Annotated in this window: 14 protein-coding genes; 7 read left to right on the top strand and 7 right to left on the bottom strand. The window is 72.0% G+C overall.

Annotation, left to right across the window (positions count from 1 at the left end):
* Positions 1 to 389: 389 nt before the first annotated feature.
* Positions 390 to 1,148, bottom strand: a complete 759-nt coding sequence (locus tag AAHZ94_RS19620) for a class I SAM-dependent methyltransferase (RefSeq protein WP_349994274.1) — start codon at positions 1,146 to 1,148, stop codon at positions 390 to 392.
* A gap of 115 nt (positions 1,149 to 1,263) precedes the next feature.
* On the opposite strand from AAHZ94_RS19620, the gene AAHZ94_RS19625 reads away from it, so the two are divergent.
* Positions 1,264 to 2,334, top strand: a complete 1,071-nt coding sequence (locus AAHZ94_RS19625; protein WP_349994275.1) for an aminoglycoside phosphotransferase family protein — start codon at positions 1,264 to 1,266, stop codon at positions 2,332 to 2,334.
* Positions 2,335 to 2,357: 23 nt separating this feature from the next.
* On the opposite strand, the gene AAHZ94_RS19630 is transcribed toward AAHZ94_RS19625, so the two are convergent.
* Positions 2,358 to 2,510, bottom strand: a complete 153-nt coding sequence (locus tag AAHZ94_RS19630; protein ID WP_349994276.1) for a hypothetical protein — start codon at positions 2,508 to 2,510, stop codon at positions 2,358 to 2,360.
* Positions 2,511 to 2,590: 80 nt separating this feature from the next.
* Here AAHZ94_RS19630 and AAHZ94_RS19635 point away from each other — a divergent pair, with 80 nt between their 5' ends.
* Together AAHZ94_RS19635 and AAHZ94_RS19640 are read left to right on the top strand one after the other, a co-directional pair.
* A complete protein-coding gene (locus tag AAHZ94_RS19635) occupies positions 2,591 to 3,385 on the top strand; it encodes an SDR family oxidoreductase (protein WP_349994277.1) in 795 nt (264 codons plus the stop codon).
* A gap of 360 nt (positions 3,386 to 3,745) precedes the next feature.
* On the top strand, positions 3,746 to 4,597 hold the full coding sequence (locus AAHZ94_RS19640) for a DMT family transporter (RefSeq protein WP_349994278.1): 852 nt from the start codon (positions 3,746 to 3,748) through the stop codon (positions 4,595 to 4,597).
* 78 nt (positions 4,598 to 4,675) lie between these two features.
* On the opposite strand, the gene AAHZ94_RS19645 is transcribed toward AAHZ94_RS19640, so the two are convergent.
* The 3 genes from AAHZ94_RS19645 to AAHZ94_RS19655 are packed head-to-tail and all read right to left on the bottom strand — an operon-like array spanning position 4,676 to position 5,839.
* Positions 4,676 to 5,200 carry an NUDIX hydrolase gene (locus AAHZ94_RS19645; protein ID WP_349994279.1) on the bottom strand — a complete coding sequence of 175 codons (525 nt, stop codon included), beginning with the start codon at positions 5,198 to 5,200 and terminating at the stop codon, positions 4,676 to 4,678.
* Positions 5,197 to 5,649, bottom strand: coding sequence for a hypothetical protein (locus AAHZ94_RS19650; RefSeq protein ID WP_349994280.1), 453 nt, complete (start codon positions 5,647 to 5,649; stop codon positions 5,197 to 5,199). Before AAHZ94_RS19650 ends, AAHZ94_RS19645 begins: the two co-directional genes overlap by 4 nt.
* Positions 5,642 to 5,839, bottom strand: a complete 198-nt coding sequence (locus tag AAHZ94_RS19655) for a hypothetical protein (RefSeq protein WP_349994281.1) — start codon at positions 5,837 to 5,839, stop codon at positions 5,642 to 5,644. The genes AAHZ94_RS19650 and AAHZ94_RS19655 overlap by 8 nt, the downstream gene beginning before the upstream one ends.
* Positions 5,840 to 6,047: 208 nt before the next feature.
* On the opposite strand from AAHZ94_RS19655, the gene AAHZ94_RS19660 reads away from it, so the two are divergent.
* From AAHZ94_RS19660 to AAHZ94_RS19675, 4 genes are all read left to right on the top strand, one after another.
* On the top strand, positions 6,048 to 6,878 hold the full coding sequence (locus tag AAHZ94_RS19660; RefSeq protein ID WP_349994282.1) for a helix-turn-helix domain-containing protein: 831 nt from the start codon (positions 6,048 to 6,050) through the stop codon (positions 6,876 to 6,878).
* Complete coding sequence (locus AAHZ94_RS19665) at positions 6,875 to 7,099, top strand: DUF397 domain-containing protein (protein ID WP_349994283.1); 225 nt, start codon at positions 6,875 to 6,877, stop codon at positions 7,097 to 7,099. The genes AAHZ94_RS19660 and AAHZ94_RS19665 overlap by 4 nt, the downstream gene beginning before the upstream one ends.
* 107 nt (positions 7,100 to 7,206) lie before the next feature.
* Entirely contained in the window at positions 7,207 to 7,404 is a 198-nt protein-coding gene (locus tag AAHZ94_RS19670; protein ID WP_349994284.1) for a DUF397 domain-containing protein, read from the top strand.
* 37 nt (positions 7,405 to 7,441) lie between these two features.
* Positions 7,442 to 7,639, top strand: a complete 198-nt coding sequence (locus AAHZ94_RS19675) for a DUF397 domain-containing protein (protein ID WP_349994285.1) — start codon at positions 7,442 to 7,444, stop codon at positions 7,637 to 7,639.
* Positions 7,640 to 7,654: 15 nt separating this feature from the next.
* Here AAHZ94_RS19675 and AAHZ94_RS19680 read toward each other — a convergent pair whose 3' ends face one another.
* Both AAHZ94_RS19680 and AAHZ94_RS19685 read right to left on the bottom strand, forming a co-directional pair.
* On the bottom strand, positions 7,655 to 8,440 hold the full coding sequence (locus tag AAHZ94_RS19680; RefSeq protein ID WP_349994286.1) for an SDR family NAD(P)-dependent oxidoreductase: 786 nt from the start codon (positions 8,438 to 8,440) through the stop codon (positions 7,655 to 7,657).
* A gap of 232 nt (positions 8,441 to 8,672) precedes the next feature.
* On the bottom strand, positions 8,673 to 10,064 hold the full coding sequence (locus AAHZ94_RS19685) for a serine hydrolase domain-containing protein (protein WP_349994287.1): 1,392 nt from the start codon (positions 10,062 to 10,064) through the stop codon (positions 8,673 to 8,675).
* Positions 10,065 to 10,613 lie beyond the last annotated feature (549 nt).

Consider the following 10,613-nt stretch of genomic DNA (forward strand, 5'->3'; position numbering starts at 1 on the left):
GTGTGGTGCGGTGGTGTGTGGTCACCGCCGGGAGGGTAGGCCCGCCCGGGCCCCGGCGCCCCCCCCGTTGCCCCCCCCGGCCCCCCCCCCCCCCCCCCCCCCCCCCCCCGGCGCCCCCCCCCCCCCCCCCGCCCCTTTTCCCACTTGCCCGCCACCCGATTTCACCCGGCTTCCACCCGACTTCCACCAGCCAGGGACGCCGTACGGCCCCGTCCCCCGAGGCCCGCGCCCCGGGCTCCGGGCTCCGGGCTCCGGGCTCCGGGCTCCGGGCTCCGTGCCCCGTGCCCCGTGCCCCGTGCCCCGTGCCCCGTGCCCCGTGCCCCGTGCCCCAGGGAAGCCTCGCCCTGACGGAAGTCTCACCCCGACGAAAGTCTCACTTCAGAGAATGCTCACTCCAAAGAAGCAGCGATGACTGCGAAGTTGGGGAGTTGGGTGTAGCTCTCGATGCCGGGGGTGGTGGGCTCGGCGTCACGAGCCGCGGCGGCGGACAGCCCGGGTTCGGCGAGTTCGCGGAGCCGACAGCCCAGGCCGGCGAGTTCGTTGAGGTAGGTGGAGAGCGGCCGGTGGTAGTCGGGGGCGTGGGTCTGCGGGATCTCGTACTCCTCCAGATACCGGTGGATGCGGTACGCGCCGTGGGTGCGCCAGGTGCTCAGCAGTTGCTCGAACGCCGGGTGGTTGAGGGAGATCACGAGCAACCCGCCGGGGCGCAGGGCCCGTACGCAGGAGCGCAGCGCGGGCTTCCAGTCCGGCACCGTCCCCAGCACCATGCTGCACACGACCGCGTCGAACTCCCCCTCCATAGCGAGCGGTTGACCGAGTTCGGCGTGGACGTACCGGATGCCTTGGCGGCGCTCGGCCTCCTTCTCGCGGGCGTAGTCGAGCAGGGCCCGGGCGGGTTCGACCGCGGTGACGTGGGCCCCGCGGTCGGCCAGCAGGCGGCTGAAGTAACCCTGGCCGCACCCCGCGTCGAGGACGCGCCGGCCCCGCACGTCGCCGAGCAGGCGAAACAGCACCGGGTTGAGGAGATGGCGCTTGGCGAAGTCACCTTCGGGTTCCATCGCCTCCATGGCGGCGCGCGGGTAGGTGTTCCACTGGTCGATGGCCGCACGGTTGGTGCGGTGGTGTGTGGTGCGGTGGTGTGTGGTCACCGCCGGGAGGGTAGGCCCGCCCGGGCCCCGGCGCCGCCCCTTTTCCACCCACGGGCCCCACCACGCACGCACCCCACCCCCAGGGACTCCCCCACCCTCCGCGTACTGTGCCCGGATGATCGTGATTCCAGAGGAGTTCGCCCGGGGCACCGTGGCACGGGAGGGTGCCGCCGGGGCCGACTGGATCGGCGAACTGCCGCGCATTGCCGAGGAGTTGCTGAGTCGCTGGGAGTGCGTGCCGGACGGTGCGGTGACCCACGGAGCGGTCGGGCTCATCGTGCCGGTACGGTGCCCGCGACCGGCAGCGGACGGCGGGCCGACCGCCTACCCGAGCCCACCCACCGACCCAGGCTCGCCCACCGGCCCGAGCACGCCCGCCAGCCCCGACCCGGCCACCCCCGATCCGGCCGCCCCGGCCCCCGCCCCGGGGCCCACCGCCCCCGCCGTCCTCAAGATCTCCTTCCCGCACCCCGGGAACGTGCACGAGCCCGACGCGTTCGCACTGTGGGGCGGCCGGGGGGCCGTGGCGCTGTACGAGCGGGACGACGCGCGGTTCGCGATGCTCCTGGAGCGGGCCGGGCCCGGGTCGCTCGCGGAGCTGACGGACAGCGAGGAGGTCGCGCGCGTGGCGGGGCTGCTCAGCCGCCGACTCTCGGTGCCCGCGCCACCCGGGCTGCCCCGACTCTCCGATCACGTCGCGCCGTGGGCCGACGAACTCGCCAAGGAAGCCGACGAGTTGGAGCACCAGCTAGCACCCCGCGTACTGGACGCCGCGGCGGCGACCGTACGCGAACTGGGCCCGTCCCAGCCGGAGACCCTGGTCCACGGCGACCTACACGCCCGCAACGTCCTGCGCTCCGAGCGCGAACCGTGGCTGGCGATCGACCCCAAGGGCTACGTGGGCGACCCGGCGTACGACTCCGGCGCGCTGCTCACCTCGCGGGCGCTACCGCTGGCCAGCGCGGACGACCTCGGCCGGGCCCTGCACCGGATGCTCGCCGCCTTTGCCGAGGCGGCCGAACTCGACCGGGACCGCGCACTGCGCTGGGCCCAACTGCACGCCGTACGGGCCGCGTTCTGGGGCCGCAGACACGGCTTCCACGTGGCCCGCGACGGCGCGGAGCGCGACCAGATCGTGCAGCTCGCGGAGTACGTGGCGGGGCTCCTCACACCGGGTGCGGCCTAGCGAGTCTGTGGTGAACGTGCTGGTCACCGACGTTCGTCGCGGACTGTGACCAGCGCGTTCGCCGCAGCGCGGGCCGCGGGTTCGTCCTGCCGGGTGGCTCCAGGCCGGTGGTGCTTGAGGTGGTTGCGGAGGCGGTCCGTCGGGACCCTGATGAGCTTGCTTGGAGTGCGCTCCAAGGTCATAGCGTTGCGAAAGCTGAACCGAACACCCAACGCGTCGACGCATCATCCCGCACGACCAACTGGAGAGACGGCAAGTGGTAGACAACCCATTCACGACGCATGCAGAACTGTTCGATCTGCGGGGGAAGCGCGCGCTCGTCACCGGTGGTACGCGAGGCATCGGCATGATGATCGCGCGTGGCCTTCTCCAAGCAGGCGCCCGCGTGGTCATCAGCTCACGCAACGCAGCAGCGTGCGCCCAGGCGCAGGAACAGCTCTCCACCTTTGGTGAGGTGCGGGCCGTCCCCGCCGACCTGTCCAGCCACGACGAGTGTCGGCGCCTGTCCGACCTGGTCACCGCCGACTCGGAGCGCCTCGACATCCTCGTCAACAACGCGGGCGCCATCTGGGACGAGCCGCTGGAGACGTTCCCGGACGAAGCCTGGGACACGGTCGTCGACCTCAATCTGAAGTCGCCGTTCTGGCTGGTCCAGGCGCTGCTGCCGGCACTTCGCAAGGCGGGCACCGCCGACGATCCCGCGCGGATCATCAACATCGGCAGCATCGCCGCCCTCCACATCCCCCAGCGGCCCAACTACTCGTACTCCAGCAGCAAGGCCGCCCTGCACCAACTCACCCGCGTGCTCGCCAAGGAACTGGGACCGCAGCACGTCACGGTGAACGCCGTGGCGCCGGGGCCGTTCCGGTCGGCGATGACGGCCGCAGCCCTCGACGAGTTCGGCGAGGCGATCGTGGCGGCGGCCCCCCTGCGCCGGATCGGCCGCGACGACGACATGGCGGGTGTCACGGTGTTCCTCGCCAGCCGGGCAGGCGCGTACCTCACGGGCGCCGTGATCCCCGTCGACGGCGGCATCGCCACCACCGCGTAGGCCGGCCGGCGCCACCCACCCCAGCGATCACCCACCCACTCCACACCCGCACCCACACCCACACCGCCAACGCGGGTGAACAGGAGTGACTGATGTGATGCATCCCCCACTATGCGTCCCCCACTGTGTGGCCCATACAACTTGAGTTAACGTGACGGCCATGCAAGCACCTCCTTGCACCAAGGACCGCAGGTCGACCGGCGTGCACGGCGCGCAAGCCCAGGCGTCGGGCGGCCGGCCGAACCACCAACCGGGCCACAGGTCGGGCCACAGGTCGGACCGCCAGCCGGACCACCGACCGAGCCACCACCCCCCCCCCCAACCGAACCACCAGCCAAACCCCCACCTCCCGGCGCCCGCATGACGCCGCTCGTCGCGGCGGCGGTGCTGGCCGCGGCCGTCACGCACGCGAGTTGGAACGCCATCGCGCACGGCATCAGGGACCAACTCCTCGCGTTCACGCTGGTGTCCAGCGGCGGGCTGCTGTGCGGCCTGGGCATGGCGGCGGTGGCCCCGCTGCCGGCCGCCGGCGCCTGGCCGTACCTGATCGCGTCGGCCGTGCTCCACATCGCGTACCAGGCGCTGCTCATGCGCTCGTTCCGGCTCGGCGACTTCGGCCAGATGTATCCGATCGCCCGCGGTACGGCGCCGCTGGTGGTGACCGTGCTGGCGGCGGTCTTCGTGCACGAGCGCCCCGACGGCTGGCAGACCGCCGGCGTCGCCCTCGCCTCGGCCGGCCTCGTCGGCCTCGCCCTGTGGGGCATCCGCGGCTCCGGCGCCCGCCCGCACTGGGCCGCGCTGACCGCCGCGGTCGCCACGGGCCTGGCGATCGCCGCGTACACGGTCGTGGACGGCGTCGGCGTACGCGCCTCCGGCACCTCGATCGGCTACATCGGCTGGCTGATGATCCTGGAGGGCTTCGTCATCCCGGCGTACGCCCTGGCCACCCGGGGCCGCGCGCTCGGCGCACAACTGCGGCCGGTCGCCGTGCGCGGCCTGGCGGGCGGCGTGCTGTCGGTCTCCGCGTACGGCCTCGTGCTGTGGGCGCAGACGCGCGCCCAACTCGCGCCGATCGCCGCGCTGCGCGAGTCCAGCATCATCGTGGGCGCGGCGATCGGGGCGCTGTTCTTCAAGGAGCGGTTCGGTACGGTGCGCATCGCCGCGGCCGGCCTGATGGTGGCCGGCATCGGCCTGATGCTGCACGCGGGCTGATGCGCTGCCCGCGGGCTGACGGCGCGGCTGGGCGCGGCGACCGCCAGCCAGCAGGAGCCAACCGCACCCAACGCACCCTCAGTTGATGTCGTGCGCCGGGTCGTACGGCAGTTCGTCCTCCTCCACGCGCTCGAAGATGAACGTGGGGGCCACGCCGACGGCCGCGCCGAGAGCCATGGCGAGCGCCGTGTAGTTGGCGCACGCCTGCTGGGTGGTGGCCCAGCGCCGCCGGTGGCCGCAGTGCCGCTCGTGTTCGCAGAGGCAGTCCGGGATCTCCAGCAGGTCGGCGTCCGTGCACCAACCGCCGTCCATCATCATGATGATTTCGGCGGGCGCGTCGTCCGTCGCCGGGGTCTGGTCGACGGCGAGTACGCGGATCGCGTTGGGCAGGGTCATGCCGATCGTGCTGGCGATCCGCATCATCGCCTCCACGATCAGCTCACCGTGCCGTACGACCACGCCCGGCGGCTCCCAGACGGTGCGGTCCTTCGACAGTTGCACCTGGAGTACGCGCGGCCAGCCCTCCGACAGGTTCATCGGCTCGTCCTCAACGCGCGGCTTCCACACCACCAGCACCACTCGTAACCGCAATTCCTCATTCATGCGTCACCTCCGCATCCGGCGTTCTCCCACGCCTCGGCCACATCGAACCCGCACTCGTCGGGCGTCTTTCCGTTCGCCGTCATGACTCCCGCTTCCGCGCAGCCGTCCGACCAGAAATACCCGCCCGTTCCCACCAAGGAGTCCAGGCCGAGTTGTACGTGCCGCGCATTGGGCCGAATCTCGTTCCGCCGCGCCGCTTCCATGTCGAACAGCGAATTCTCGTACGCGAGTTGGAACTCACGATCGGACACCGGTCGCCATGTGCCACCACCCGTCCCGGGCCGTACCCGGTCGGCGATGAAGAACCGCAGTACGATCCCGGCGACGGTGTGGATTTCATGTTCGCCGGTGAGCACATAGTGCAGGGCCCGGGAGTATCCCGCAGGGAATCCCGACTCCCCGTCCACGGCCCCCGGCGGCGCGTCGGCGGCCCGGACCGCCTCACTCACCGGACCGCCCCGCGCGGTGCCGGGGGCACCGGCACGGTCCCCACGCGGTGGGGAGGTAGAAGTCCTCAAGGTCCGCGCGGGTGACGGCGGTTGGGTCGATGTTGACGGTGGTCGTCGGGGTCAGAGGGACCGGCGGTTCGCCGGGGCGTTGGCGGTAGACCTTCAAGGTCATCGTGTGCTCGGGGTTCATGAGCGGTGCTCGTTCCTGGGAGGGGGCGGCAACGTCATCGCGGCGCAGCAGAGTTGGCGTAAAAGAACGCACGGCGCCACGAACGTTGGGCACGGTCACCCGTGGTGACCAACTCCTTACAGGGTTGTCCTACGGGGACTACGCTCACAACCAGCGACCCGGAACCTAGGGCTCGCAGGTCACACCGCGCACGAGGAAGGCGTGTGGGATGGAACTCCACGAGAAGGACGAGCGGGGCGACAGGGCTACAGCACGCACCCTCCCGGGGCGACACCTCAGGCGCCTACGCGAAAGGGCAGGTCTCTCGCTCCGCGGCCTGGCGGAAAAGCTGCACTATCCGCACTCGTACATCAGTCGCGTCGAGCGCTATGAGCAACTGCCATCCGATGGGCTTTCGAAAGCACTGGACGATTTTTTCTCTACGTGCGGTCTATTCGTCGACGCACTCGAAGTAGCGCAAGACTCCCTAGTCACGGAATACAGCCACGACTATCTCTCGCACGAGGCCAAGTGCATTCGACTCCAAGTCTTCACGAGCAGCCTCGTACCGGGCCTCTTGCAAACCGAGGACTACGCCAGAGCGCTATTCTCGCTGGGGCTACGCCGAACGGAGATTCCGGCCCTAGAAGAGCATGTGGCGTTGCGCCTACGCAGACAAAAGCTGCTTGAAGGCATTGACCCACCACAGTACTGGGCGATCATGGATGAATCGGCCCTGAAGCGCCTGGCAGCCGATCGTCGCATCATGGCTGAGCAGCTAGGTCACGTGCTCCGCGCAGCAGAACAGCCCCACATCAACGTCCAAGTCCTGCCATTCTCCCAGCCATTCCATCCGCTGATGGGTGGCAGTCTCACCCTGCTGACCATGGAGAATGGAACGACAACGGCCCTGGTGGAAAGCTACGGTTCTGGTGACGTAGTTGACGCTCCACGACAAGTTGTTGACCTCATACAGCGCTTTGACGTGGTACGCGCACAAGCACTTACACCGGCAGATTCGCTCAACCTAATCCGCGACTACCTGAGGGAGCACACGTGAGCTGCATCCGCGACGCATCGACCCTGGACGGCTGGATCAAGTCATCATTCAGCGGCGGGTCCGAAAACGGCTGCGTGGCGTGGGCCCCGAACCATGCCCGCACCCACGGCACCGTCCCCGTCCGCGACAGCAAAGACCCCAGCGGCCCCGCGCTCGTCTTCGAAACCACCACTTGGAACGCCTTCATCACCAGCATCAAGACGGGCGACTTCCAAGGCTGAACCTGCGTACGGTAGATGAGCGCCCCCCGAGTGACAGCCAAACAGCACTCCAGGGGCGCTCGTTCGTCCGACCCACCGCACTTCAACCAGATCCGGAGGGAACGCGAATGCACCGATGGGTGAAGTCCAGCTACAGCGACGGCGACGGCGGCCAGTGCCTGGAATGGGCCCCCGACCACGCCACCACCACCCGCGCCATCCCCGTCCGCGACAGCAAGAACCCGCACGGCCCCGCCCTCACCTTCGAGCCCACCGCCTGGAACACCTTCATCGACAGCGTCAAGGCCGGGCACTTCCAGGGCTGAACCCCGCGTACCGCAACTCGATCCGGAGGGAACGCCAATGCACCGATGGGTGAAGTCCAGCTACAGCGACGGCGACGGCGGCCAGTGCCTGGATTGGGCACCCGACCACGCCACCGCGACAGGCGCCGTCCCCGTCCGCGACAGCAAAGACCCCAGCGGCCCCGCGCTCGCCTTCGAGCCCACCGCCTGGAACGCCTTCATCACCAGCATCAAGACGGGCGACTTCAAAGGCTGAGCCCCAGCATGGGGCCTAAGCCTCGCCCGCCAGGGCGCCCCGTAGGCCGAGGTTGCTGATCAGCAGGCCGCCGTCCACGGGGAGCGTCACCCCCGTGATCCACGCCGCGTCGCGCGAAGCGAGAAACGTGATCGCCGCCGCGATGTCCGTCGGTTCGCCGATCCGGCCCAGCGGGTAGGCCGCCGCGGCGCGGCGCAAGCTCTCGTCGCGGCCGGCCCACGCGTCCGTGCGCACCGTGCCGGGCGCGACGAGGTTGACCCGTACGCCGCGGGGCGCCGCGCGGCCCGCGCGCGTACGGGTCAGGCTGGCGAGGCCCGCCTTGGCCGCGCTGTACGCGTGGTTGCCGAAGTCCTGTTCACCGTTGACGGAGCCGACGTTGACGATCGAGGCCCGGCCGCCGGCCTCGGCCAGCAGCGGCAGCGCCGCCCGCGCGCAGCGGAACGCACCGGTCAGCGTGATGTCCACGTCCCGGTCCCACTCCTCGTCCGGCTGGTCCTCGAAGCGTTCGGTGTCGGGGTGGCAGGACAGCGCGTTGTTGACCAGCACGTCGAGGCGGCCGAACCGTTCGCCCGCGTGCGCCACGGCCGCCTCCACCGCCGCCCGGTCCGCGACGTCGCAGGCCAGCCCGTACGCCACGCCGCCCGCCGCGCGGATCTCCGCCGCGGCCCGCTCGGCCCGCGCCCCGTCCAGGTCGGTGACCAGCACCTGCCCGCCCTCGTCCGCGAACCGCCGCGCGGTCACCGCGCCGATTCCCCGGCCCGCCCCCGTGAGCAGTACGCCGTAACCCTCGAACCGCCGCATCGCACGCCGCCCTTCTGGCTCTTGATCACCCGCACTCGTCCGGGCAGCGTAGGGCGCGGCTGCACCCGCCGTAAGAGGGCCGCACGGGCCGTCGCCGTGCCCCGTACGCGCCCGTCACCGCGTCGGGCAACCGCACCCCGGACGCGTCAGGCGTGACACCTCGTGCGTCACGAACCCCGCGGAGCGCGTACGAGCACGCGCGCGGGCGGGTCCGCAAGGGGGCCCGTCGGGTTCAGGCCAGGCTCTGACGGACCGCGCGGACGAGCGCCTGCGCGCGCGGGTCTGCCGTCACGTTCTGCTGCATGCCGTTGGTGACGTAGCCGAAGCCGATGCCCGACTCCGGGTCGGCGAAGGCCAGCGAGCCGCCGCGGCCGGGGTGGCCGAACGAGCCGGGCGCCAGCAGCGGCGACGCCGGGCCGTGCAGCATGTACCCGAGGCCGAACCGGGTCTGCACCACCAGCACCCGGTCCGGGCCCGCCGACTCCTCCGTACGGGCCAGGGTGAGCGTCGCGGGCGCGAACAGGCGGCGGGCGGCGGGGAGCGGGGCGGTCGGCGCGAACGGGTCCGCGGGCGGCGCCCCGGACGGCGCCCCAGACGGCGGCTGCTCCGCGGCCACGTCGCCGATCAGCGCCGCGTAGAACCTGGCCAGCGCGCGGGCCGTGGCGACGCCGCCCGACGCGGGGAGGCCGGCCGCACGGTAGGCCGGCGCGTTCTCGTCCGGCAGCGGGTCGACCACCCGGAAGGCCCGCCGGGTCAGCGAGTCCGGGTCGCGGTACGCGTCGGCGACGTTCTGCTTGGCCCGTACGCGCAGGCCCTGCGAGGGCGGCGGCGCGGGCGCCTCGATGGCGGCGATCCGGCCCACCCGCTCCCGCTCCGCGTCCGGCAGCCCGATCCACAGGTCGAGCCCGAGCGGCCCGGCGAACTCCTCGGCCACCCAGGCGCCGACGGTGCGGCCGGTGATCCGCCGTACCAACTCGCCGACCAGCCAATTGAAGGTGTGCGGGTGGTAGCCGTGCGCCGTGCCCGGCTCCCACACGGGCGCCTGCGCGGCCAGCGCCCGCGCGCCGCTCACGCCGTCGAGCGCCGCCTCCGGGCTGAGCGGCGCGTCGAGCACCGGCAGCCCGGCCCGGTGCGACAGCAGGTGCCGCACCAACACCCGCTCCTTGCCGTTCGCCTTGAACTCCGGCCAGTACGTGCCGACCGGCGCGTCGAGGTCCACCAGACCGCGCTGGTGCAGCAGCAGCGGCACGGCCGCCGCGACGCCCTTGGTCGCCGACCGCACTATCTGCGCGGTACCGGGCAGCCAGGGGGCGGCGGGGCCCCGGGTGGGTGCGGGGACCGCGCCGGGCTCGGGGGTGGATGCCGGGGCCGCGCCGCCGGGCTCCGGGGTGGGGGCGGGCGCGGGGCTGGGCGGTGCGTCGCCGTCGCGGGCGCCGGCCCACAGGTCGACCACCTTGCGGCCGTCCCGGTAGACGGAGACCGCCGCCCCGCGCGCGCCGCGCCGAGCGAAGTTGACCGCGAAGGCGTCCCGCACCGGTTCGAAACCGGGCTCCACCGTGCCCTGGACGTCCACCACTGTTGCCCACTCCCACATCTTCGTTACGCCCCGTCGTGCACTCCCCATGGTGCAATGCGGACGACGGCCGACTTATGCCGGGTCCCGGGGGGAGTTTCGTGCGGGGTTTCGGTCGCGTGGAGTTGCGGTCGTATGAGGTTGCGGCTCGTACGTGGCTCCGGCTCGTACGTGACTCCGGCTCGTACGGGCTCCGGGGCTGGCGTCGCGGGGGCGCCTGGCCCGGGCGGGCGGGGCCGCCCCGTACCACCCGAGCCCTGGCACCGCCCCGTACCACCCGAGCCCTGGTGCCGCCCCGTACGCCCGAACACGCCGACGGCGACCCCCTGCCCCAGGGAGCCGCCGCCGTATCTCACTGTGCGTGCCTGTCCCCGTCCCCACGGGCAGGCACTGCCCGGTGCGGCGGGAGGGACGCTCCCCTCCCGCCCCGCCGGGCGTCTGGTCGGTGGTCGGGTGACCACCTGGGCCGCCGCCGGTCGGCGGTGGCCGGTCGGGGGGCGCGGGGGCCCCCCGGGGGCCCCCCGGCCCGGGGGCCCCCCCCCCCCCCGGCCCACTGCCCCCAGGCGAGGGAGGTGGCCGGCAGCCCCTGGTCGCGGCGGT

The sequence above is a fragment of the Streptomyces sp. HSW2009 genome, from assembly GCF_040240285.1.
In the GTDB taxonomy this organism is placed as follows: domain Bacteria; phylum Actinomycetota; class Actinomycetes; order Streptomycetales; family Streptomycetaceae; genus Streptomyces.

Bases quoted from the DNA above. Each gene is read 5' to 3' on its own strand.
- AAHZ94_RS19625 (WP_349994275.1), top strand. From the start codon at position 1,264: ATGATCGTGATTCCAGAGGAGTTCGCCCGGGGCACCGTGGCACGGGAG.
- AAHZ94_RS19640 (WP_349994278.1), top strand. From the start codon at position 3,746: ATGACGCCGCTCGTCGCGGCGGCGGTGCTGGCCGCGGCCGTCACGCAC.
- AAHZ94_RS19645 (WP_349994279.1), bottom strand. From the start codon at position 5,200: ATGAATGAGGAATTGCGGTTACGAGTGGTGCTGGTGGTGTGGAAGCCG.
- AAHZ94_RS19655 (WP_349994281.1), bottom strand. From the start codon at position 5,839: ATGAACCCCGAGCACACGATGACCTTGAAGGTCTACCGCCAACGCCCC.
- AAHZ94_RS19660 (WP_349994282.1), top strand. From the start codon at position 6,048: ATGGAACTCCACGAGAAGGACGAGCGGGGCGACAGGGCTACAGCACGC.
- AAHZ94_RS19670 (WP_349994284.1), top strand. From the start codon at position 7,207: ATGCACCGATGGGTGAAGTCCAGCTACAGCGACGGCGACGGCGGCCAG.
- AAHZ94_RS19675 (WP_349994285.1), top strand. From the start codon at position 7,442: ATGCACCGATGGGTGAAGTCCAGCTACAGCGACGGCGACGGCGGCCAG.
- AAHZ94_RS19680 (WP_349994286.1), bottom strand. From the start codon at position 8,440: ATGCGGCGGTTCGAGGGTTACGGCGTACTGCTCACGGGGGCGGGCCGG.
- AAHZ94_RS19685 (WP_349994287.1), bottom strand. From the start codon at position 10,064: ATGGGGAGTGCACGACGGGGCGTAACGAAGATGTGGGAGTGGGCAACA.